Source organism: Rothia aerolata (assembly GCF_014635585.1).
Classification (GTDB): domain Bacteria; phylum Actinomycetota; class Actinomycetes; order Actinomycetales; family Micrococcaceae; genus Rothia; species Rothia aerolata.
Genome location: NZ_BMDC01000001.1, coordinates 155,803 through 178,086, shown reverse-complemented (window position 1 = coordinate 178,086; position 22,284 = coordinate 155,803). Strand labels below are relative to the sequence as shown.

Genomic DNA, 22,284 nt, shown 5'->3' with positions numbered 1-22,284 from the left:
CAAAAATAGGCTGTTTTTAGCCTGAAAATGAATGATATGTGACCCCTCGCGGTGTATGGGGGCTACTTCTTGCGGAAAAGCGCAAAGAACATAGCGTCGGTCGCGTGCACGTGCGGCCACAGCTGCGCGGTGGTCTGCTGGGGCTTCTTCTCATCGGGGGCGAAAGCTACCTCGCGCTCGCCACTCAGCCGCGAAGCGCCGTCCTCATTCTTCAAGGCCACCGCCCGCAGGGCCTCGCCGGAGTCGAGAAGCTCCACCTCGCCGCCAGCCAGAATGTCATGCACGATGTTCTGGGTCTCCGCCATGTGGGGTGAGCAGGTGACGTAGGCGATCAGACCGCCCGAACGGGTCACCGAGGCAGCTGCGTCAAAGAGCTGCTTCTGCAGGGGTAGTAGCTCGGCGATGTCGCGGGGGCTCTTGCGCCAGCGGGCCTCAGGACGACGCCGCAGGGCTCCCAGCCCCGAGCACGGCACGTCTACCATCACCCGGTCGAAGAGCTGGCCCTCAGACATACCGGCGGGTAGCAGGGCCGCCTTGGAAACAGTCTTGGCAATCTGCCGACCGTCGCCGGTCACCACCTTGTAGGAGTCAGCGGGCAGGGGCTTAAGGGAAGACTCCACTAGCTTGGCCCGGTGCTTGACTGACTCGTTGGCCAGCAGGCTGGCACCGCGTTCAGCAGCCAGAGCACCCAAGAGCGCCGCCTTACCGCCGGGTCCAGCGCAGAGATCAAGCCAGGCTAAATCAGAACCGTCCAGGGGCGCAGAAGCGAGGGCGCGGGCCACCAGCTGGGAGCCGACGTCCTGCGCTCTCACAGAGCCCGAGCGCACCGATTCAAGGCGGCCCAAATCACCGGAAGAATAGTAGGCAGAACCCTCAACCAGCTCGCCCTTTTCAGCACCCTGGGCCAGTGCCTCGTCAAGGGAGCCCAGGCCGGGTAGCTCCACCAGGTTGACCACCGGCGCGGCGTTATCGGCATCGAGCAGGGCCTCAATCTCAGAGGCCGAGCGGCCGTGGGCCGCCAGGGCCTGGCGGAAGGCGCGCACCACCCAGGTGGGGTGGGACTTGGTCAGGGCCAGGCGCTGGTGATCGTCCTTGGCCTCGGCTGTAATGAGATCATTCCACTCTTCAGCAGAGCGCTCAGACACCCGGCGCAGCACCGCGTTAATGAAGGAGGAGGGGCCCGAACCAATCTCAGCTCGCGCCAGTGCCACGGTGGAATTCAGCGCTGCGTGGGCGGGCACCCGCATACCCAGCAGCTGGTGGGTGCCCATGCGCAGGGCTGTCAAAATCTGGGTGCCGGTTTTCTCCAGCGGACGGTCAACGCAGTGGGAAAGAATCGCATCGTAGGTGCCCTGGTTCCGCAGGGTGCCGTAGGTAAGCTCGGTGGCAAAAGCTGCATCGCGGTGGTCTAGCCGGTGGCTGCGAATCGCCTTGGGAAGCACCAGGTTCGCGTAGGCGTCGTCGAAGCTCACCGCGTTGATGACCTCAAAAGCCGTGAGACGGGCGGGGTCAGCGGTACGACGGCGCTGCCCCGGCGCCAGCGCGGACTTTTGGCGCTGGTCGAGGGAACGGCGGTTGCGCTCGTGCCCCTTGGCATTGCGGCGGGAACCGCCACCCTGACCCGCTGCACCCGCCCGGGTACGATCCGACTTGTTGGCTCCGGAACGACCCTGGCCAGCCCGGTTAGTCGCCCGTTTGTTTGAGCCGCGGCCACCGCGACCGCCAAAGTTCTCTCCGCTCATACCAGCACCAGCCTATCTGCCTCTGCGTTTACTCCGGCACCGCGTGCCCAGTCAGCGGCGTTCATCATTTTCTTACCGGCAGGCTGCACCTGGGTGAGTTCCAGGCAGCCGTTTGAGCAGGTCACCACAACTTTCTTGGCAAGGAGCCGAACGCTACCCGGTGTGCCCTCGGGCGCTACCTCTGAGGCCCGAACCATGCCCAGCTTAAAACGGGCATCCTTGAATTCGCACCAGGCACCGGGCTCGGGTGTGACCCCGCGAACCTGCGCCAGAATATGCTCAACGGTGTCAGAAAAATCAATGCGACCATCAGCTAAGGTCATCTTGGCAGCGTGGGTGGGCTCCCCGCTCTGCTCGGTGCCGGTCTCCCCCGCCTCAATGTTGGCAAAGGTCTGCGCCAGCAAAGCGCCACCGGTTGATGCCAGCCGATCCAACACGGTACCGGCGGTATCGTCTGCCTCAACGGCGGTGGATTCCTCTAAGAACACCGGGCCGGAGTCAAGCCCAGCTTCAATGCGGAAGGTATTGGAGAAAATCTCGGTCTCCCCCGCCATCAGCGCCCGCTGTACCGGCGCCGCACCGCGCCAGTGCGGCAGGGAGGAAAAGTGCAGGTTAATCCAGCCCTGGGGTAGAAGATCCAGCGCTGACTGGGGCAAAATTGCCCCGTAGGCAACCACAGCGGCAATATCGGCGCCGAGGGCAGAAACAGCTGCCGCGGCGTCGTCCGACCATCTATTCGCCTTAACCACGGGTAGCCCTAGCTCTTCGGCACGCGCTGCCACCGGGGACGCCGTGAGCTTGCGTTTGCGGCCCACCGGTGCGTCTTCGCGGGTCAGCACACCCACCACGTCATAGCCGGCTTCTAGCAGGCCGTTGAGCGGGGCAACAGCAATCTCGGGGGTACCGGCAAAAAGAACCTTCAGAGTCACTTATTTACCTCCAAAGGCTGAACCGGGCTTGTGAGCACCCACGGCGCCAAAAGAAGCACCCGCGCCGAAAGCAGAGGAAACCGCCGAAGCTCGCTCGGAACGGGTTGCCGAAGAAATCTGATCGTAGTTGGCGGCCCGGATAGCGCGCATGATGCGCTTCTTGTCCTCGCCCACCACCCGGTCGATGAACATCTTGCCGTAAAGGTGGTCGGTCTCGTGCTGAAGCATGCGGGCAAAAAGACCCTCGCCCTCAAAGCTGACGGGCTTATTATCGGCATCTACACCCGTGACCCGCGCCCAGTTCTTACGGGGAGTATCGGAGGAAAGACCGGGAACTGAGAGGCAGCCCTCACCGCCTTCTTGGTCTTCTTCGCCCACCTCAAGCACGGGATTAATCACATAACCTTCACGGTCATCGATGTTGCCAAAGGTAAAAATCCGCTTGGAAATACCCACCTGCGGCCCCGCTAGGCCCACGCCGTTGACCTCGTACATGGTCTCCAGCATGTCGGCAATCAGTTTTTTTAGGTCAGCATCAAAAACAGTGATGTCATCGCAGACCGTGCGCAACACCGGGTCCCCCACGGTACGAACCGTCAGAATGGTCATAAAAAATTTTCTTTCCTCTACGGGTTATTTTCTGCTTCTAGTCTAGAGAATTTATTGCACCGGCGGAGGCACCACGGGCATCAGCGAATCCTCCGTTTCTTCGCCGAGCGCCCGGTTATAGTCCCAGACCCGCTTGAGGGCACAGAACTTATACCAGTTCTTCTCTAGCACCGCGGGATTAGCCTGCTGGGGAACCACCTGGGTCTCCCCTAAAGCAATCCCCATAAGAATCGGCGCGTTCGAGTGCTGCCAGGGCTCCCAGTCACCCGCCACCGGATCAACCAGGCACTCCTCAGCCTTCACACCGGCAACCAGCTGCATCACCACTTTTTCATCCAGCGGCTTCACCCGGCCGTTGCGGTCAGTGCCCTTGGTCTTATAGTCGATCACGCAGGTATGCCCGGCAATCTCAGCTACCAAATCGAGGGTGCCCGCATAGCCCACCGTAGAGTTCCAGATGGTCACCTCGGTAGCCAGGGGCTTAGGCTTCCACAGCTCCCACCACTCATCAAAACGGTCTGCATAGGCCTGCTCACCGTGGCTAAGCAACAGCTCCCGCATCTCTTCAACCTGATGGGGCTGGCCCATCGCCCGCAGCGCCACGTTCTCAGCGTAGTTATGCACCCGGTCTCCCCGGGCGGCAGCGGCGTCCCGGTAGCGCTCGCTGGCCGCGGCGGCGTCCCGAATAATCGCGTACTTTAGCCCCGATGAGGACGACGCGCGGTAGGCCCGCTGGTCTTCGAGGGCCGCCTTCGCCGCCATGTAGCCGTGCCAGCCGCCTAAGTCGGTGGCCTGCTGGCCAATTACGGTGGTAATCGAGGGAACCTCAAGTTCCCCACCTTCAACACGGGCATACATGCGGCCGTGGGCAGTACTCGTTGCTAAACGCGGTGAAGTCACCCTTTACACCCTCACATGAACTACAGAAAAGCCCCCACCAATCGGTAGGGGCTAACGCTGCATGAGCATTAATATCGTGCGCGATACTGGGTTCGAACCAGTGACCTCTTCGGTGTGAACGAAGCGCGCTACCACTGCGCTAATCGCGCTCAAACACAGGATAAGACTTTACTCCCGCTCTGGCACAAGGTCAAATCGAGGGTCTGGGGCAGGGCAAATTCCACAGAGCCACCCCATAACCCAAAAGTTGCAGTTTTGGTTCTTAAAACCGCTGAATAAGAACCAAAACTGCAACTTTGTGGTTAAAAAAGGCTCCCGGCCAAAGCCGGGAGCCTTTCTATTGGAGCGGTTGACGAGACTTGAACTCGCGACATCCACCTTGGCAAGGTGGTGCTCTACCAACTGAGCTACAACCGCGTGCAATTACCTCTTAGAGGTAAGTGCGCGATACTGGGATCGAACCAGTGACCTCTTCCGTGTCAGGGAAACGCGCTACCGCTGCGCTAATCGCGCCTACAATATGAAATTGTATGGAGGTGAGGACGGGAATCGAACCCGCGTACACGGTTTTGCAGACCGTTGCCTAACCACTCGACCACCTCACCGTGACCTTGCGTGAAGGTTAGGGCGTGTGCTTGAGAATATTCAAACAACATGCGAGCGGTTGACGAGACTTGAACTCGCGACATCCACCTTGGCAAGGTGGTGCTCTACCAACTGAGCTACAACCGCATATCAGCTTGTTTCCTTCGGAGTTTTTCACCCCGTCGGGCTGACAGGTAAATACTTTACACATATTTTTGCCCCGTGCCAAATCGAGACACGGGGCGGTCTAAAACCCCGGATTTACAGGGAAAAAGCGGGTAGACCCACTCCAAAACCCGGCCCAGACTCAAAATTTATTTCTATGGGCTGAGTCACAGACTTACTGGTTTTGCTCGCCCAGCATTCCCTCTCGCGCCAGGGCGGTGAGGCGGGAAACAGCTCGGAAGTACTTTTTCTGATAGCCACCGGCCATCATCTCTTCGGTGAAGACCCGGTCAAAGGGAACACCCGAGGAAATAATCGGTAGGTCCTTGTCATAGAGACGGTCTGCCAGCACCACAAAGCGCAGGGCAACCGCCTGCTGGGTGATGGGCTGCACGTCTTTCCAGCAGATTCCATCGAGGCCGGCAATGAGCTGCCGGTAGCGCGAGGGGTGCACCACAGATAGGTGCTCCACCAAATCGGCAAAGCTATCCACAGCAATGGTGGCTGAGGCGGGGAACTTATCTTGCACGGTTGCCTCTTCGCTTCCGGCGGCAACGGGCTGCGGGGCCTCGGGCAAACCACGGTGACGGTAGTCCTCGCCGTCCACCCGGATCACCTCAAACTGGTCAGCCAGCACCTGAATTTCGCGCTTGAAGTCAGCTGCGGCGAACCGGCCCTCGCCCAGGGCGCCGGGCAGGGTATTCGAGGTTGCGGCAATTTTGACGCCGGCGTCTGAAAGCTCGCGCATGAGCCGGGACATCAGCACGGTATCGCCGGGATCGTCCAGCTCAAACTCGTCGATGCAGACCAGCTTGTACTGGCTCAGCGCCTCCACGGTTTTGCGGAAGGTCAGGGCGCCCACCAGATTGGTGTACTCCACAAAGGTGCCGAAGGCCTTGGGGCCTTCAACCATGTGCCATAGGGAGGCCAGCAGGTGGGTCTTACCCACGCCGAAACCGCCGTCAAGATAGATTCCGTTCAGTCCGCCGCCAGCAGGCTTGCCCCCGCCGAAGAGCTTGGAGAAAAATCCTCCACCGCCCCCGGAGTTTGAGCCCACCCGGGCGCCAAATTTTTTCAGTTCCTCTACCGCCTGCGCCTGGGAGGGCTGGTTGGGGTCGGGAATGTAGGTATCGAAGGAAACTTCACCGAAGCGCTCGGAGGGGCGGAAACCCTCAAGCAGCTCCTCGGGTGATACCTGCGGACGACGGTCGGTCAGGTGCTCGATATTGACCAATGCAACAACTTTCGTATCTACTGCGCAGGCAGATACCCCTGTGAGGCTTATTCAAAGATCACAGAGAACAGCCTGAGGGCGCCCAGGCAACTGGCACCGGGGCTGGCGTTTAAGGGAGGTTGCCTGGCGCCCTCAGGCTGGGAGTCCCACCTGTTGAATAAGCCACTGTGTATCCACCTGTTTTGTTTATCACGTTTAGTCTAGTTCAGCAGGGCGCTCGAGGCATATTTATGACTTGCACCCAGAGCCACCGGCGTAAACTGGGGTGCAACAAGGAAACCGCGAGAGATGTGAGGCGCTAGAAGTGGCGAAGAAGAAAAAGCAGGCACACGGATCAACCGCAGCGGTAAAGGCTCTGACCGAGGCGGGGGTTGCTTTTGAGGCGCTGGAGTATGTGCACGAGGACGGCGCCACCAACTTTGGTGCCGAGGCGGCGGCATCGCTGGGCCGGAACCCCGAGCAGGTTTTCAAAACCCTGATGGTCAACCACGACAAGGATTTCGCTATCTGCGTGGTGCCGGTGGCGGGAAAGCTCAACCTCAAGGCGGCAGCTGCTGCCCTGGGCTGGAAGAGCGCCTCAATGGCGGATCCGGCGGTTGCTGAAAAGCGCACCGGCTACGTGGTGGGCGGTATCTCTCCCCTGGGCCAGAAGACGGCCCACCCCACCCTGCTCGATGAATCTGCCCAGCTCTTTGAGACCGTGCTGGTCTCCGGAGGGAAGCGGGGCCTTGATGTGGAGCTCTCCCCCGCCGACCTCCTGAAGCTGACCGGCGGCAGCTACGCCGACATCGCGGCGTCCTAGCACCTACTCATCTACCGCCTAGCGGGCGAGCGCCAGCAGCCAGTCCTGAACGGTCTTCGTCCACAGCTGCGGATCAACGTTCCACTCGCGGGTGTGGGTTGCCTGCGCGAAGGGCACAAAATCCACCAGCGGAGACTGCTTGGCCAGCTTCTTGCTGCTGGAAGCGGGCACAAAGGTATCGGCCAGCGAGTGGATAATCAGCACGGGTACGCTGATATCTTCGGGGCGGCGGTTCCAGGAGAGTCGGGCCAGGTCAATGGGCTTCTCGAGGCCGGTAAAGACTTTCAGGGCGGCCTTAGAAATCATCGAGATACCCAGCTCGCCCAGCCGCAGGGGCAGCTTGTTAATCTCCGAGTGGTATTGGATGAGTTCTAGCCAGTCGACGGCGGGGCCATCAAGCACCAGGGCCCGAATAGCTGCGCGGTGACGGGCGCGGTCCATGGCCTGAAGGGCAATCGCTCCGCCCATCGACCAGCCAAAAAGCACTACGTCCTCGGCTCCGCGAGCCAGGGCAAATTCGATGGCGGTATCAACATCTTCCCACTCGGTAAAGCCCAGCCCGTAGCGGTTGTCGCCGGCCGCCGGGGCCTCGCGGTCGGTTCTATAGGAGATATGGAGCGAGGTCATGCCCAGGGCCTGGGTGGTTTCAAGCGCCCGCAGGGTCTCTGCCCGGGTGGCGCCCATTCCGTGCACCATGATGGCCCAGGTTTTGCGGTAGGGGCTATCTGCTTTGTCGTCGGCTCGGATTAGCCAGGCGGGCGCCTGGCCCACCGGCAGTTCCAGGGAAACGTCTTCGGAGTCATAGCCGGCCAGCTCGGGAGTCGGTGAGACAACACCCGAGAGGCGCCCACGGGTTGCCTCCGCCAGGTTCCCCTTGATGACTTTCAGGACGGCGCGGGTTACGGATTCCTCGCGCGGCGAGTAGGCAAGCACCTCGCCGAGCAGGGCAAAGGAGGCACCGCCGTCAAAGTAAAACCCGTAGGTGCCCGGGGCCAGGGTTGCGCGTGTGGCGTCCAGGCGGATTGCCGTGGGCACCTGTCCCTCAGTAATGTCAGGGCTGGAGAAGTCCACCGACAGCACTTTGAGGTTCTCTATCGGCTTCTTGGGCGGAACCACCACTTTCCGGGCAAAGTAGGCCGAGACAGAGGCTGACCCCACCAGACCCACCGTAGCTGCACCGGCACCGACTGCTGCGCCGATGAGGCCGGGCCCCCACTTTTCACGCTTCACCCTGTTCTTTCCTTTCGCTCTCTGCTCAACTCTTTCCACCCAGCATAGAGGCAAGAGTGCCCCGGGCGGAATATGTGAGCTGCCATGATGGTTATGAAGGAACACAGATAAGGAGGTTTATTCGAAAGGTTACAAGAAGTCAGCCCGAGAGCGCCTGGTCAACTGACATCGGGATGAAGCGACACGGGTGCGAGCCTGCGAGCACATAAAAGTGAGTGGAATCGCGAAGCGTGCGTTTAAGGGAGGTTGACCGGCGCTCTCGGGCTGGGTACCTTGCTTTTTGAATAAACCTCAAGCTAGCGAAAGGCAATCATGAGCGATTCACTGCCCGGCGTAGGAAAAATTGCAAAGGACTGGAAATCAGTTCTCAACCCCACCGAATACGCGGTGCTGCGCGAGGCGGGAACGGAGCGCCCCTTTACCGGTGAATACTGGGATACCACTACCGAGGGTGTCTATTCCTGTCGAGCCTGCGGTACCGAGCTTTTCCGTTCCACCGAAAAATTTGAATCCCACTGCGGCTGGCCCTCTTTCTTTGAGCCGCTGGCTGAAGACCGGGTGCGCTACCTCGAAGATTTCAGCATGGGTATGAAGCGGGTTGAGGTGCGCTGCGCTGCCTGCGACTCCCACCTGGGTCACGTCTTTGAGGGTGAAGGTTACGATACCCCCACCGATTTGCGCTACTGCATCAACTCGGTGTCCCTCAGGCTGGAAGAAAAGCCGGTAGAATAAACACGGTTGAAATTGATGGAGCGGTCTTTCACCGCTCCATCGCTGTATGCAAAGACGGTAGTGAAACGGTGAATCATTAATGGCTCAAGCAGAAGAAACCGAGCTGACCTGCGAGCAGCTGGGACTCTCTGGCCTTACCATTCCTCGGGTTGTCGAGCTCAATGAGCCCTCGGGTGGTGTTCCCTCCGTTATTTCTACCCAGCGCGGGCTTGACCATGCCCTTGAGGCCCTGCGCAGTGCCGAGGGACCGGTGGCTGTTGATACCGAACGTGCCTCGGGTATCCGCTACGGGCAGCGGGCTTTTTTGGTGCAGCTCAAACGGGGTGATTCGGGCATTATTCTCATTGACCCCGAGGCTTTTGAGAATCTCAGCGCCGTCAATGATGCCCTGCGCGGGGTGGAGTGGGTGGTGCACGCCTCGACCCAGGACCTCCCCTGCCTGAGGGATTTGGGCATGCACCCCGATTTCCTCTTCGACACCGAACTCGCCGCCCGACTTGCCGGCTTCGAGAAGGTGGGCCTCGGCGCCGTCGTCGAGCGGATGCTGGGCTTTAAACTCGCCAAGGAGCACTCCGCTTCCGACTGGTCTAAACGCCCCCTGCCCCCTGAGTGGCTGATTTACGCGGCGCTTGACGTCGATATTCTGCTAGATTTGCGCGACGCTATGGAAGAGGTACTCGAAGAGACCGGCAAGCTCGAATTTGCCCGCCAGGAATTTGCCTACATCGCGGCCTCCCCCGGTAAGGAAGCCGCCAAAGATCCCTGGCGTAAGACCAAGGGTATTCACGCCCTGCGCAACCGCAGGCAGCTGACCGCCCTGCGGAATATCTGGTTTGAGCGCGATAAGCTGGCGCGGAAGAAGGACGTCGCTTCTAAGCGGTTACTACCGGATTCCTCCCTGATTGAGGCGGCGCGCACTATGCCCCGCTCAGTGCCGGCGGTTCTTTCTATTCCGGGCTTTCAGACCCGAGCCCTGAGACGCGAGGGCCCCCGCTGGGTGCGCGCTATCAATGCTGCCCTGCACGAGAAAAACCCGGTGCCCTACACGACTCCGGCAGACGGTCCTCCGCCGCTGAAGGCCTGGGAAAATAAGCGGCCCGAGTCGTATGCACTGATCCAGGCCAGCAAAGAGGCTATCTACGCTCTGGCCGAAGAGCTTCAGATGCCCCACGACAACGTGCTCACCCCCGATACCCTGCGCAGGCTGTGCTGGGATCCGCCCCGGGAAGTATCAGAGCAGGCCCTCGCCCGGGAGCTTGCTGCTATGGACGCCCGCCCCTGGCAGATTGAGCAGGTGCTACCGGTGCTGCTTCCCATATTCGATTCTGTTCTAGGGCATAATCGCTAGTAGGCCCATCGTTCTTTAGGAGATTCCCATGAAAGAAATGTATTCGTCCCTCTTTACCCGTCGCACCGCTTTGAGCCGGTTGGGGCTATCCGGTCTGGGCCTGGGTGTGGCTCCCCTGGCCCTGTCTGCCTGCTCTTCCTCTGACGAGTCTTCTGACTCCAACGCCCTCAATGTAGATGTAACCGGTCCCGAGACCCCCACCGATGTTGCCGCAGCCTCGGAGGTTCCTGTCGGTAGTGCGCTGAAGACCAACACCGGCGAGTTCACCGTGATGCTCACCCAGCCCACCGAGGGTGAATTCCACGCTTTCAGCTCCATCTGCACCCACCAGGGCTGCGTGCTCAACGTGCAGAAGAACATTCTTGCCTGCCCCTGCCACGCCTCCCACTTCTCCATCGAAGACGGCTCGGTTCAGGGTGGACCGGCGCCTGAGCCCCTGCCCGAATTTGAGGTGGAAAACAGGGGCGGCCGCCTCTTTGTGTCCAAGAAAGCCTAACCATTAATACAGCGGTGCGCCGCTCACCCTGATCTACTGCTTTCGGTAGGCTGGGTGAGCGGCGCACCGCTGTCACCGGACTACTAGTGAGCGTTCTTGGGTGCCTCGCCCTTCTCGCGGGCATAGGGCACCATCTCACCGGAGAGCTGGGCCAGAGTATCGGCGGTAATCTTCTCCACCGTCAAGCCGGTCTCCTCGAAAATCTGCTCGCGCGAGGCGTGCTTAATAAACTCGGCGGGCAGACCAATCTCGTTCAGGGCGGTGTCTACCCCGGCAGAGCGCATTTCCTGGCGAATTCGAGAGCCTACGCCCCCGGCTCGAATACCGTCCTCCAGAACCACCACAATGCGGTGATTCTGCGCTGCCTTAACCACTGAGCCGGGCACGGGCATCACCCAGCGGGGGTCAACCACGGTGCTGGTCACTCCCGCCTCAGCCAGTTTCTCTGCAACGCCCAGGGCAAGCGGAGCCATAGCGCCCACGGCTACCAGAAGCACATCCCGCTGGCCTGTCTGCGCGTCAGCCTCACCGGTGCAGGCCAGTAGGTCGGCGCCGTCCTCCCACCGCTCGATCGCGGGAATATCCTCGCCCACCGTTCCCTTGGGATAGCGCACCACGGTGGGGGCATCGTTGACCGCCACCGCCTCACGCAGTTCCTCGCGCAGGGTGGCGGCGTCGCGCGGGGCGGCCAGGTGCAGGCCGGGAATAAACTGCAGGAGGGAGAGATCCCACATGCCGTGGTGGGAGGCACCGTCGGGGCCGGTAACACCCGAGCGATCCAGAACAATAGTGACCCCGGCCTTATGCAGGGCAACGTCCATGAGTAACTGGTCAAAGCCCCGGTTCAGGAAGGTCGCGTAGAGGGCAACCACCGGGTGCTGGCCGCCAAAGGCCAGGCCCGCGCTCATAGCGATAGCGTGCTGCTCAGCAATGCCCACGTCAATCACGCGGTTGGGGTGGGCCTGCTGCATGGGCTTGAGCCCCACCGGAATCATCATGGCACCGGTCACGCCCACAATATCGGGGCGCTCGTCTGCAATTTCCTTGATTTCCTGGGCAAAAATACCTGTCCAGGACTGGCCGCTGGAAGCGCCCAGGGGCTTGCCGGTCTGCGGGTCAATCTTGCCGACAGCGTGGAACTGGTCGTCCTCATCTGCCCGGGCAGGCGCGTAACCGCGGCCCTTTTCGGTAATGGCATGAACAATCACGGGCCCGGCAAATTTCTTGGCCGCCTTGAGCGCCTTCTCCACGGCCTCCTGGTCGTGACCGTCAATCGGGCCCACGTACTTCATACCCAAGTCTTCAAAGAGACCGTTGGGCACGACCATGTCTTTAATACCCGCCTTCATGCCGTGCAGGCCCCGGTAAACCGCCTTGCCCACGTGGCCGGAATTTTGCAGGATGTTCTTGCCTGAATCCAGGGCCCTATCGTAGCGACGGTCCAGGCGCACCTCATCCAGCCGCTTCTGTAGCTCCAGCTGAAGCTCGGCCATGTGGTTGGCAAAACCGCCCACGGTCGGCGCATAAGACCGGCCGTTGTCATTGACCACGATCACCACGCGGCGATCTTTATCTGCTGCAATGTTATTGACCGCCTCCCAGGCCATACCGCCGGTCAGCGCGCCGTCACCAATCACTGCAATCGTGTAGCGGTCTGACTCGCCGTTGAGCTGGTGGGCGCGGGAGATACCGTCTGCCCAGCTCAGCGAGGACGACGCGTGGGACGACTCCACGATGTCGTGTTCAGATTCTGCCCGCTCGGGGTAGCCCGAAAGGCCACCCTTCTGGCGCAGGGTATCAAAATTCTGGCGGCCGGTTACCAGTTTGTGCACATAGGACTGGTGGCCGGTATCAAAAATCACGGAATCGCGGGGAGAATCAAAAACGCGGTGAATCCCCAGGGTCAGCTCCACCACGCCCAGGTTGGGCCCCAGGTGCCCGCCGGTGGCAGAAACGTGCTCCACCAGGAAGTCCCGAATTTCTTGTGCGAGCTCCTTCATCTGCGAGCTACTGAGTGCCCGCAAATCTTGAGGCTTAGAAATTTTCTCAAGAAATCCCACCGTGTTCTCCTCATACATTCTTTAAAAATTCGTGCACGGTTTTTAAGGCTGAGCCCCGAGAGGCCGTCGAATCTGTGCTGTTTCCACTTTACCCGTTATAAAAGGTTCTAAGCCTCTACCAAACGGGGCGGAGACTGACGGAACTTCGCGAACTGAACCTCACCGACGTCGTCCTGCACCTCAGACTGAACCTGGGCGGCACGGGTGAGCCGGTTCTTCATGGTCTCAAAGGCCGGCTTATTCTTATCAACCAGCAGAAAGTTCCTGCCCAGCTGTAGAGCGGCCTCGCCGGTGGTGCCGCTGCCGCCGAAGAAGTCCAGCACCCAGTCACCGCGCTGGGAACTCGCCTGAACAATCCTGCGCAAAATACCCAGGGGCTTCTGCGTGGGATAGCCTGTTTTCTCCCTGCCCGAGGGGCTAACAATCGTGTGCCACCACACATCGGTGGGGAGCTTGCCCAGGGCGACTTTCTCGGGAGTCACCAGTCCCGGAGCCATATAGGGCTCGCGGTCAACCTCGCGGTTGTTGAAGTAGTAGCCCTTGGGATCTTTCACGTAAACCAAAATGTTATCGTGCTTGGTGGGCCAGCGCTTCTTGGAGCGGGCGCCATAGTCGTAGGCCCAGATGATCTCATTGAGAAAGCACTCGCGACCAAAGAGCACATCAAGTAGCACCTTGGCATAGTGCACCTCGCGGTAGTCCAGGTGTAAGTAGAGGGTACCGCTGGGCTTGAGCAGACGCCAGGCCTCTTCAAGGCGGGGTTCGAGAAACTCCCAAAAATCCTCAAAAGAGTCATCGTAGCTGGTGATTTTACCCTTGACCGTTTCGTAGGTCATGCCCTTATAGCCCACCCGGTTGCCCTCCTCCGAGCGCACGGTCTTGATATTCTGCCGGGTTTGCTTCTTGCCGGTGTTGAAAGGAGGGTCAATATAAATGAGCTGAAAAGACTCGTCTGGCAGCTCCCTAATGACCTTAAGGTTATCCCCGTGTACCACGAGGTTAGGCGAAGTGGGAGTCCAGATGGGTTCTTTGGGCATGAGCAATATTTTAACAGCATTTTCCCACCGACCGAGAATTCATGACCTCACCCCACCGGCAATATCTGGCGTGAGATGGCAGGATAGACCTATGAGCACCCTACACCCCTCTCCCCTAGGAAACCGGCGCCCCAACAAAGAGGAACTGGCAAGCTTCAAAAACGCCGAGATTACCGACCGGCTCCCCACCCCGGAAAACCCCTACCCCGTACGACTTCTAATTGTGGGAATCAACCCCGGCCTCTGGACCGCCGCCGTCAATGCCCCATTTTCCCACCCCGGCAACAGGTTTTGGCCCTCGCTAGCTCGGGCCGGGGTGCTGGATCCGCAGGTTGACGCCACCGCCGGAATGACCGATGACGACGAAGCCCGACTCCAAGCGCAGGGGATAGCCATCACCAACCTGGTGGCCCGCGCTACCGCGCGTGCCGATGAGCTCACCCGCTCCGAATTACGAGACTCGGTTCCCCGTCTGCTGTCCCTGGTAGCTGAGATTGAGCCGCAGGCAGTTGCCATTGTTGGCATTACGGCCTTCCGCACTGCCTTTCGGCAGCCCAAGGCTGTCTTGGGCAGGCAAGACACCTCTTCTCTTGAGGGCTGGCCTAACGATGCTGCCCTGTGGGTGGTTCCCCAGCCCAGCGGCCTGAACGCCCACGAGAATATCGACACCCTGGCGCAGAAATGGCGGACGGTGTGGGACTCCCTGGAGGGGTAACAAGCCATGTGGGTGAGGTTGCCCTCGCCAGCCTGAGGGGCCTGCCAACACCCAAACGCCAGCCCCGAGCCAGTTGGCAGGCCCCCTCAGGCTGGCTCTTTCAAGTTCCCCAAGCCCCACAGTTCACTTTGGTTGATTCTGTGCAAACTAATTTGTACAGAATCAACCAAAGTGAACTATCGAACCCCTGCAGCATTTAATCTGGCCAGCAAATTTCGGGGTTGGTTCTGCACCTCGTACCATTCAACGCGAAGAACCGTCCACCCCTGGCGCTCTAGGTTTCTTTGCCGGGCTCGTTCCTGGCGGATAACTTCATCAGCTTTGCCGTAGATACCCGAGTATTTAACCCTGCCATCTGCTTCAAGAATGACCTTGGGCCCCCACCAAAGAAAGTCAGCTCGGTGTTTCTGACCGCCACCACAATCGATCCAGACCTGCTGAGCCGGTAGTTCAATTCCCCACCCTTTGATTCTGAACCAAATCAGTGTTTCCAGGGGTGACTCGCAGTAAGGATTCAATAATTCTTGTACCTGCTGACATCGCCCAGAACGGTACAGGCCGGGGTCTAACAAGGCCTCACTAGCAGTCTGATATTCAATGAGTTCCTCCTTCAGGAAGTAATTTCCCAGAGTGAGGGCTGTCAGCACCGGATAAGCTACTGTGCAGTCAAGAAGCGTGTCAATAATGGAGGTTACCGGCAAATTTTGGTGAATGACCGATGACTCGCATTGTTGAGGTCTATTCCTGTGGATTTTTGTTGAAACTTGACGCCTGGTTGAGTTTGTAGGCACCGAAAAGTGCACCAGTTCTGGCTTCTCAAGCAGAGGAGCACCCCACCACAAAGCGGCCGAGATATGTGAGAGCACTAGTTGATTTGAACATTTTGCGGCACTCACAATTCGAGCCAGAGGTCTCTCGAAATCTGTCAGTGCCCGGGCAAAGTCTGAATAGACATACACGCCACGATCAGACCTCAGCAACTCACCGCGCTTGAGACGGGTGTGGATCTGGTTCTTGCTTATTCCTTTTTCTGCCAGTTCCTCTATGCTCAAGATATTTTGTAGAAATTTAGTATGCATAGGTTCATTTTCATCACCAGATTAAAGGCTGGCAATGAAAATTTTGAGCTTCCTGTGGATAACCTCTGATTGTTACAGATAGCAAATAGTGCACTTTGGTTGATTGTGTGCAGACTAGTTTGCACAGAACCAACCAAAGTGCACTATCAGCCGCTCCCAGGCACAGCACAAAGGGGCACTCCCCAGTGGGAAGTGCCCCTTAGCCTAGTTACGAACCGGCTTACTTAGAGCCGCGAACCAGGTTACGCAGAACGTACTGCAGAATACCACCGTTGCGGTAGTAGTCAGCTTCACCGGGTGTGTCGATACGAACCACTGCATCGAACTCGGTGGTCTTGCCGTCCTCAGCGGTGGCGCTAACCTTCACGGTCTTGGGGGTTACGCCGTTGTTGAGCTCGGTCAGGCCAGTGATGGAGAAGGTCTCGGTACCGGTCAGACCCAGGGACTCGTGAGACTCGCCCGCGGGGAACTGCAGCGGCACAACGCCCATACCAATCAGGTTTGAACGGTGGATGCGCTCGAAGGACTCAGCAATAACAGCCTTCACGCCCAGCAGGGTGGTACCCTTAGCTGCCCAGTCGCGGGAGGAACCGGAACCGTATTCCTTGCCGCCCAGAATCACCAGCGGAGTGCCGGCTGCCTTGTAGTTCTGAGCTGCATCGTACACGGTGGACTGCTCGCCGCCAGCGGTGAAGTCGCGGGTGAAGCCGCCCTCCACGCCGTCCAGCAGCTGGTTCTTGATGCGGATATTCGCGAAAGTACCGCGAATCATCACCTCGTGGTTACCGCGGCGAGAACCGTAGGAGTTGAAGTCCTTGCGCTCCACGCCGTTTTCAATCAGGTACTTACCAGCGGGGGTATCTGACTTGAAGGAACCTGCCGGGGAGATGTGGTCGGTGGTGATGGAGTCGCCCAGCTTCAGCAGAACGCGGGCACCCTCGATGTCGGTAACGGGGGTCAGCTCCATGCTCATACCGTCGAAGTAGGGAGCCTTGCGCACGTAGGTGGAGTTGGGGTCCCACTCGAAGGTGTTACCGGTGGGGGTCTCCAGGGCCTGCCAGCGCTCGTCGCCGTCGAAGATGGAGCCGTATTCCTTGCTGTACATATCGGTGGAAACCGAAGAAGCAATAATCTGCTCAACCTCAGCGGGGTCGGGCCAAATGTCCTTCAGGTAAACATCGTTACCCTCGGAGTCCTGGCCCAGGGCATCCTTCTCAAAGTCGAAGTCCATGGTACCGGCCAGGGCGTAGGCAATCACCAGCGGGGGTGATGCCAGGTAGTTCATCTTGACGTCCGGGGAGATACGACCCTCGAAGTTACGGTTACCGGAGAGCACCGCGGTAACGGAAAGGTCGTTGTCCTGGATAGCCTCAGAAATCTCGGGCTCCAGCGGACCGGAGTTACCGATGCAGGTGGTGCAGCCGTAACCGACCACGTAGAAGCCCAGCTTCTCGAGCTCGGGCAGCAGGCCTGCCTTCTCGTAGTAGTCGGTAACAACCTTTGAACCGGGGGCAATAGAGGTCTTAACCCAGGGCTTGGAGGTCAGGCCCTTGGCAGCTGCGTTGCGGGCCAGAATACCGGCAGCAAGCATCACCGAGGGGTTAGAGGTGTTGGTGCAGGAGGTAATCGATGCGATGGAAACCGCACCGTTCTTCAGCTCGAAAGCGCGGCCGTCTGACATGGAGACGTCGGTTGACTTCGCCTCTTCGCCTTCCTTGGCGTAGTTCTTGATGTCGGAGCCGAACTGTTCCTTTGCCTTGTCCAGCTCAATGCGGTCCTGGGGACGCTTGGGGCCGGAGATAGAGGGAACAACGGTGGAAAGATCCAGTTCCAGGTACTCGGAGTATTCAACTTCCTTGGAGGGATCGTGCCACAGGCCCTGCTCCTTGGTGTAGGCCTCGACCAGGGCAACCTGCTCCTCGGAGCGGCCGGTCAGGCGCAGGTAGTCCAGAGTGACGTCGTCAATCGGGAAGATTGCTGCGGTGGAGCCGAACTCGGGGCTCATGTTACCGATGGTTGCGCGGTTAGCCAGGGGAACCTGGCTGACGCCCTCACCGTAGAATTCAACAAACTTGCCCACAACACCCAGATCGCGCAGCATCTCGGTGATGGTCAGCACGACGTCGGTTGCGGTAGCGCCGGAGGGAATGGAACCGGTCAGCTTGAAGCCAACCACCTTGGGAATCAGCATGGAGACGGGCTGGCCCAGCATTGCTGCCTCAGCCTCAATACCGCCAACACCCCAGCCCAGTACGCCCAAGCCGTTGACCATGGTGGTGTGGGAGTCAGTGCCCACAACGGTGTCGGGGTAAGCGCGCAGAACGCCGTCTACCTCGCGGGCCATGACGGTGCGAGCCAGGTACTCGATGTTGACCTGGTGCACAATACCCATTCCCGGGGGAACAACCTTGAAGTCGTCGAAGGCGCCCTGGCCCCAGCGCAGGAACTTGTAGCGCTCACCGTTACGCTGGTACTCGATGTCCATGTTGCGGGTAATCGCATCTGCGGTACCGAAAGCGTCAATCTGAACGGAGTGGTCAATCACAAGCTCAGCGGGTGCCAGCGGGTTGATCTTGGAGGGATCGCCGCCGAGTTCCTTCACTGCCTCACGCATGGTTGCCAGGTCTACAACACAGGGAACACCGGTGAAGTCCTGCATAATCACGCGGGCGGGGGTGAACTGAATTTCTACACTGGGTTCAGCCTTGGCGTCCCAGTCTGCCAGCGCCTTGATGTGCTCGCTGGTGATGTTTGCGCCGTCTTCGGTGCGGAGCAGGTTCTCCAGCAGGATCTTCAGGGAGTAGGGAAGCTTCTCTGATCCTTTGACCTTGTCCAGGCGGTAAATTTCGTATTCGGTACCCTTGACGTTCAGTACGTCCTTGGCACCAAAGCTGTCCACAGTGCTCATGTGGGACTCCTCTCGACACTGTTTTAATGCGATGCGGTGCAGTGTCTGCCTCGAAAAACCTCGGGGGCTAAGCGATCACCTGTGATGCGCTTCTTAGAGACAGAATGACACTAAGCACGTTGTTTCTCAGTGTACTACGCCTCACCTTTGGCTCAATTTCGCAAGAGAAACATGACTAAATAGAAAGTCTTAAAAGATAGGGCCGCCCGGCAACATTTTCGGGCGGCCCTGCCTTCTAGCGTTTCTCAAAAAGCGCTACCGTTTCTACGTGGTGGGTATTGGGGTACATGTCGAAGGCCCGCAGGGCTGTGATCTCCCAGCCCATCTGGCGCAGGTAGCCGGTGTCGCGGCCCAGTGCCGCCGGGTCGCAGGCAACGTAGACGATGCGGGACGGCGCCAGCTGGTTGCACTGTTCCATCACCTTTTTGCCGGCCCCCTCGCGGGAGGGGTCGAGAATGACGGCGCTGGGGCGACCCAAGCGCCCGGAGGCGACCGAGGGCAGGATTTTTTCCAGGTGGGCTCCAACATCAGACCGAACCACCTCAACCGGGGTCTTCTTTGACTCCTTAATTCGGGCCAGGCCCGAGGCAAAGTTCTCCCGGGCGTTGGCTGATGTTACGGCGGAACCCTCCACCGCCAGGACTGAGCCCTTTGCCCCAACCTCAGCAGCCGCCATAGCGGTAAAGAGGCCGGCTCCCGAGTAAAGGTCAAAGACGGTCTCGCCCGCTGAGAGTTCCAACATCTCGGCAACCGTGGCTGTTAGCGCTGCGGGTGCTTGGGGGTGAATCTGCCAGAAGCCACCGGCTCCGACTTTCCAGCGCAGGCGCGCGCCGTCGGCGTCCAGCTCCTCGGTTACGGTCGGCCGCTCCGACTGGGCACCGCGGGTAAGATCGGGCTGGCGCTGGCCGCGGCGTCGTCCTCCCACCCGCTCTTCTGTGAAGTGCAGGGTGATATTTTGCGCAGTGAAATCACCCCAGGCAGAACCCGCCTGCTCGGTGATTTTCCGGGCAACCGACTCTACAGATTCTCCGGTAGAAACGGCAAAGACCAGCAGAATCTCACCCGTTGAAGAGACGGTCGCATCGAGTCGTACCGCCCCGGTGAGGTCAAGCTGGGAAAGATTGAGTTTCCTCAGGGTCTCGTGGGCCAGTGGAAAGTCCTCTACCTCACGAGTCTCTGCCGAAGAGTGCGGGTGCATAGCTACCCTACCCGCCGGAGACACCGCAAAGTGTACCCGGGTGCGCCAGCCCAAGTCCTCCTCTGAGAGAGCCTCGACCCGGAGCAGGCGCAGCAGCGCAAAGTCAGCGGGCAGTCCACCTAACCGTTCCAGTTGCTCCCGCACCACCTGGGTTTTGAGCTCGCGCTGATAGTCGGGGTTCAGGTGGCCAAATTCCATGCCACCCAGGGGGCTTTCCTGGGCTAGGGCATCAGCGGGCGCCCAGGGGTGGGGGCGCCGGTGCTCAGAGGGCTCAAGCACCTCAACCGTATCGGCAAAGAAGAAGCGGTTCTTAGCGCCAACTCCGGTGATGCGAGCGCGCACCTTCTCTCCGATTGCCGTGTGGCGTACAAAAATTACCCGGTCGTGGGCGCGGGCTACGAAGGAGCCTCCGTGGGCCACCCGTTCGGGGGTGAGGGTGATGATTTTGCCGACTTCCAGTTCTTCTGGGATGGGGGCTTTAGCCACGAGAATCTCCTTGGGCTGCTAAGGGGCTGGGCGTGATGATTTCGGTTTCTTTACCGATGTTCCAGGGAACCTGGGCGATAACGATTCTGTTCTCGCGCCTGAGCTGGGCTGCGAGCTTGTGCACGGTGCGCCGGTGGATGAGGTTCTCCCACCAGTGGCGCACGATGTACTCGGGCAGGTAGACCACCAGGACGTCTCGGGGGGATCTTTGCTTGAGTTCCCGGATGTGCTGCATCACGGGGGTTACCGGGTCGCGGTAGGGGGAATCCAGCACGGTCAGGGGCACGGGAACGCCCAATTGCTCCCAGCGTTTGATGATTTCTTTGGTGGAGTCTTCGTGCATGTTGATAGCGACTGCTTCGATGGACGACGGCCGAGAGGCCCGCGCGTAGGCCACCGCCCTGGCCACGGGTTTGCGCACGCGTGGAACGTAGATGACGGCGCGTACCCGCGAGGGCAGTCTGCGGGCTTCTTCTGCCCCGGTCTCGAGGTCGAGTTCTAGGTCGTTATCAATTCGACTGTAGTGTTTGCGCACCATGAGCATGATTCCTACGGTTGCGGTAATGAGTAGCACGGTAATCCATGCGCCCTGCGCCAGTTTGGTGAGCAAGACCACCAGCAGAGACAGGGCGGTGGCAAGCAGGCCGAGGGCGGTGACGATGAGGTCTCGAATAACCCGCCGGCGCTTGAAGCGGTCGAGGGTTACCCGCAGCTGCTGAATTTTGTGGCGAACAATCGCTGTTTGGGTGAGCGTCATGGAGGTAAAGACCCCCACGATGTAGAGCTGGATCAGCGAGTTGACGTCTGATCCAAAAATCGCCACCAGGAAGACGGCGGTGGCCGAGAGCACCAGCACTGAATTGCCGTAGAGGTTTTGGGAGGTTCGTGCGGAGAGCTGGATTGGCAGATAGCGGTGTTCTGCGATTTTGCTGGTGAGCAGGGGGAAGCCCATGAAGGCCGTTGCCGTGGCCATCATCAAGATACCCACGGTTGCCAGCGAGAGCAGAACGGGCATGGCTTGCCCGGCAAAAACAGCGTCGGTGACCTGAAAAAGCACCGGCTTCTGGTAGAAGTTCTCCCCCACCAAAGCGCCGTCCACCATCAGGTAGCGCTGGGGGTCTGCCACCACCTTGGCCCCCGTTTTCTCCACCAGGTAGAGAATACTGACCAGGAGAACAGACGAGATAGCGCCCATGAGCATGAGTGTGCTCGCCGCATTGGTTTTCTTGGGCCGGGCAAAGAATTTCACCGAGTTGTTGACTGCCGAGACGCCCGAGAGCGCCACCGCTCCGGAGGAAAAGGCCCGCGCCAGTAGCACCGCTAACCCCAGACCGGTGAGGGCCTGGTCTAGATTGGTGCGGGGAATGATGTAGTAGTCGGCGCTTTCGGCCCGGGAAAGCCAGCCGAACTGGGCCTCCACCAGCCCCACCACCAAGACGATGGAAAGCAGAAGCAAAAAAGCATAGGTGGGAATAGCGGAGATTTTGCCCATAAAACGCATACCACGCACGCAGAGCAGGGTGGTCAGCAAAACCAGACTGATAGCTACCCAGCGGTCATAGGGAATCAGGCCGGGCCAGATCGCCTGCAAAAAGGCCGAGCCGGAGGCGGCAGAAACCGCCACCGTGAGCAGGAAGTCCACCATAGAAGATGCGCCCAGCACCATCGCGGGCACCGCACCGAGACGCCGGTGCACCAGCTGGTAGTCACCCTGTTCAGCAATTTGAGAGATGTTGTAGCGGTAGGTTCCCACCACCGCTAGCAGGATAGCTCCCACGCCAAAGCCCACCCAGGGCGAATAGATGAGCCCCGCCCCACCGGCAAAGGCCAGCATAAGGATGATTTCATCGGGGGCATAGGCCACAGAAGAAATAGAGTCTGCACCCAGCAGGGGCAGGGCACGGCGCTTGGGTAGCACAAGGGTAGCCAGCTTAGTCCTGTGTGCTGGCTGCCCCAGCACGGTGCGCTCTAGCCTGCCCAATACTTTCTTCACAGCCTTTACGGTAGCCCTTATCAGGGCCAAACAAAA

At 59.6% G+C, this 22,284-nt stretch carries 17 protein-coding genes and 5 tRNA genes; 5 read left to right on the top strand and 17 right to left on the bottom strand.

Annotation, left to right across the window (positions count from 1 at the left end; all coding sequences use genetic code 11):
• Positions 1-62 precede the first annotated feature (62 nt).
• From IEV00_RS00730 to zapE, 10 genes are all read right to left on the bottom strand, one after another.
• The gene (locus tag IEV00_RS00730) at positions 63-1,742 is read right to left on the bottom strand and encodes an RsmB/NOP family class I SAM-dependent RNA methyltransferase (RefSeq protein WP_188358434.1); all 1,680 of its coding nucleotides are present in this window, start codon (positions 1,740-1,742) and stop codon (positions 63-65) included.
• Positions 1,739-2,665 carry a methionyl-tRNA formyltransferase gene (gene fmt, locus IEV00_RS00725; protein WP_188359393.1) on the bottom strand — a complete coding sequence of 309 codons (927 nt, stop codon included), beginning with the start codon at positions 2,663-2,665 and terminating at the stop codon, positions 1,739-1,741. Before fmt ends, IEV00_RS00730 begins: the two co-directional genes overlap by 4 nt.
• Positions 2,666-2,671: 6 nt before the next feature.
• The gene (gene def, locus IEV00_RS00720) at positions 2,672-3,280 is read right to left on the bottom strand and encodes a peptide deformylase (protein ID WP_188358433.1); all 609 of its coding nucleotides are present in this window, start codon (positions 3,278-3,280) and stop codon (positions 2,672-2,674) included.
• 51 nt (positions 3,281-3,331) lie between these two features.
• Complete coding sequence (locus IEV00_RS00715) at positions 3,332-4,180, bottom strand: PD-(D/E)XK nuclease family protein (protein ID WP_188358432.1); 849 nt, start codon at positions 4,178-4,180, stop codon at positions 3,332-3,334.
• A 77-nt stretch (positions 4,181-4,257) separates the two neighbouring features.
• Positions 4,258-4,329 (bottom strand) — tRNA-Val (locus tag IEV00_RS00710).
• Positions 4,330-4,521: 192 nt separating this feature from the next.
• Positions 4,522-4,597, bottom strand: a tRNA-Gly gene (locus IEV00_RS00705).
• 24 nt (positions 4,598-4,621) lie between these two features.
• Positions 4,622-4,693: transfer RNA gene (locus IEV00_RS00700), tRNA-Val, on the bottom strand.
• A gap of 18 nt (positions 4,694-4,711) precedes the next feature.
• Positions 4,712-4,785, bottom strand: a tRNA-Cys gene (locus IEV00_RS00695).
• A gap of 54 nt (positions 4,786-4,839) precedes the next feature.
• A tRNA-Gly gene (locus IEV00_RS00690) sits at positions 4,840-4,912 on the bottom strand.
• A 193-nt stretch (positions 4,913-5,105) separates the two neighbouring features.
• Positions 5,106-6,164, bottom strand: a complete 1,059-nt coding sequence (gene zapE / locus IEV00_RS00685) for a cell division protein ZapE (RefSeq protein WP_188358431.1) — start codon at positions 6,162-6,164, stop codon at positions 5,106-5,108.
• 304 nt (positions 6,165-6,468) lie between these two features.
• On the opposite strand from zapE, the gene ybaK reads away from it, so the two are divergent.
• Entirely contained in the window at positions 6,469-6,966 is a 498-nt protein-coding gene (gene ybaK, locus IEV00_RS00680) for a Cys-tRNA(Pro) deacylase (RefSeq protein ID WP_188358430.1), read from the top strand.
• 18 nt (positions 6,967-6,984) lie between these two features.
• Here the strand turns inward: ybaK and IEV00_RS00675 are convergent, their stop codons facing one another.
• Positions 6,985-8,196 (bottom strand): alpha/beta hydrolase family protein, encoded by a 1,212-nt coding sequence (locus tag IEV00_RS00675; RefSeq protein WP_229722991.1) that lies wholly within the window; start codon positions 8,194-8,196, stop codon positions 6,985-6,987.
• Positions 8,197-8,508: 312 nt separating this feature from the next.
• On the opposite strand from IEV00_RS00675, the gene msrB reads away from it, so the two are divergent.
• From msrB to IEV00_RS00660, 3 genes are all read left to right on the top strand, one after another.
• Positions 8,509-8,928 (top strand): peptide-methionine (R)-S-oxide reductase MsrB, encoded by a 420-nt coding sequence (gene msrB, locus IEV00_RS00670; RefSeq protein ID WP_188358428.1) that lies wholly within the window; start codon positions 8,509-8,511, stop codon positions 8,926-8,928.
• Positions 8,929-9,007: 79 nt separating this feature from the next.
• The gene (locus IEV00_RS00665; RefSeq protein WP_188358427.1) at positions 9,008-10,276 is read left to right on the top strand and encodes an HRDC domain-containing protein; all 1,269 of its coding nucleotides are present in this window, start codon (positions 9,008-9,010) and stop codon (positions 10,274-10,276) included.
• Between the two features lie 28 nt (positions 10,277-10,304).
• Complete coding sequence (locus IEV00_RS00660; RefSeq protein ID WP_188358426.1) at positions 10,305-10,772, top strand: Rieske (2Fe-2S) protein; 468 nt, start codon at positions 10,305-10,307, stop codon at positions 10,770-10,772.
• 83 nt (positions 10,773-10,855) lie between these two features.
• Here IEV00_RS00660 and dxs read toward each other — a convergent pair whose 3' ends face one another.
• Together dxs and IEV00_RS00650 are read right to left on the bottom strand one after the other, a co-directional pair.
• Positions 10,856-12,832, bottom strand: coding sequence for a 1-deoxy-D-xylulose-5-phosphate synthase (gene dxs / locus IEV00_RS00655; RefSeq protein WP_229722990.1), 1,977 nt, complete (start codon positions 12,830-12,832; stop codon positions 10,856-10,858).
• 107 nt (positions 12,833-12,939) lie between these two features.
• Positions 12,940-13,869: a DNA-methyltransferase gene (locus IEV00_RS00650; protein WP_188358424.1), complete on the bottom strand. Its 930-nt coding sequence runs from the start codon at positions 13,867-13,869 to the stop codon at positions 12,940-12,942.
• 91 nt (positions 13,870-13,960) lie between these two features.
• On the opposite strand from IEV00_RS00650, the gene IEV00_RS00645 reads away from it, so the two are divergent.
• Entirely contained in the window at positions 13,961-14,584 is a 624-nt protein-coding gene (locus tag IEV00_RS00645) for a mismatch-specific DNA-glycosylase (RefSeq protein WP_188358423.1), read from the top strand.
• A 176-nt stretch (positions 14,585-14,760) separates the two neighbouring features.
• Here the strand turns inward: IEV00_RS00645 and IEV00_RS00640 are convergent, their stop codons facing one another.
• The 4 genes from IEV00_RS00640 to IEV00_RS00625 all read right to left on the bottom strand — a co-directional run bounded on the left by IEV00_RS00640 (position 14,761) and on the right by IEV00_RS00625 (position 22,248).
• Complete coding sequence (locus tag IEV00_RS00640) at positions 14,761-15,663, bottom strand: DUF559 domain-containing protein (protein WP_188358422.1); 903 nt, start codon at positions 15,661-15,663, stop codon at positions 14,761-14,763.
• Between the two features lie 220 nt (positions 15,664-15,883).
• Positions 15,884-18,571 (bottom strand): aconitate hydratase AcnA, encoded by a 2,688-nt coding sequence (acnA, locus tag IEV00_RS00635; RefSeq protein ID WP_188358421.1) that lies wholly within the window; start codon positions 18,569-18,571, stop codon positions 15,884-15,886.
• A 235-nt stretch (positions 18,572-18,806) separates the two neighbouring features.
• Complete coding sequence (locus IEV00_RS00630; protein WP_229722989.1) at positions 18,807-20,255, bottom strand: class I SAM-dependent RNA methyltransferase; 1,449 nt, start codon at positions 20,253-20,255, stop codon at positions 18,807-18,809.
• Entirely contained in the window at positions 20,248-22,248 is a 2,001-nt protein-coding gene (locus IEV00_RS00625) for an APC family permease (protein WP_188358420.1), read from the bottom strand. The genes IEV00_RS00630 and IEV00_RS00625 overlap by 8 nt, the downstream gene beginning before the upstream one ends.
• Between the last annotated feature and the right edge of the window lie 36 nt (positions 22,249-22,284).

What these genes read in the sequence shown, in the direction of transcription:
- acnA (WP_188358421.1), bottom strand. Translation starts at nt 18,571, where the DNA reads ATGAGCACTGTGGACAGCTTTGGTGCCAAGGACGTACTGAACGTCAAG.
- def (WP_188358433.1), bottom strand. Translation starts at nt 3,280, where the DNA reads ATGACCATTCTGACGGTTCGTACCGTGGGGGACCCGGTGTTGCGCACG.
- IEV00_RS00650 (WP_188358424.1), bottom strand. Translation starts at nt 13,869, where the DNA reads ATGCCCAAAGAACCCATCTGGACTCCCACTTCGCCTAACCTCGTGGTA.
- IEV00_RS00730 (WP_188358434.1), bottom strand. Translation starts at nt 1,742, where the DNA reads ATGAGCGGAGAGAACTTTGGCGGTCGCGGTGGCCGCGGCTCAAACAAA.
- msrB (WP_188358428.1), top strand. Translation starts at nt 8,509, where the DNA reads ATGAGCGATTCACTGCCCGGCGTAGGAAAAATTGCAAAGGACTGGAAA.
- IEV00_RS00640 (WP_188358422.1), bottom strand. Translation starts at nt 15,663, where the DNA reads ATGCATACTAAATTTCTACAAAATATCTTGAGCATAGAGGAACTGGCA.
- IEV00_RS00645 (WP_188358423.1), top strand. Translation starts at nt 13,961, where the DNA reads ATGAGCACCCTACACCCCTCTCCCCTAGGAAACCGGCGCCCCAACAAA.
- IEV00_RS00665 (WP_188358427.1), top strand. Translation starts at nt 9,008, where the DNA reads ATGGCTCAAGCAGAAGAAACCGAGCTGACCTGCGAGCAGCTGGGACTC.
- IEV00_RS00660 (WP_188358426.1), top strand. Translation starts at nt 10,305, where the DNA reads ATGAAAGAAATGTATTCGTCCCTCTTTACCCGTCGCACCGCTTTGAGC.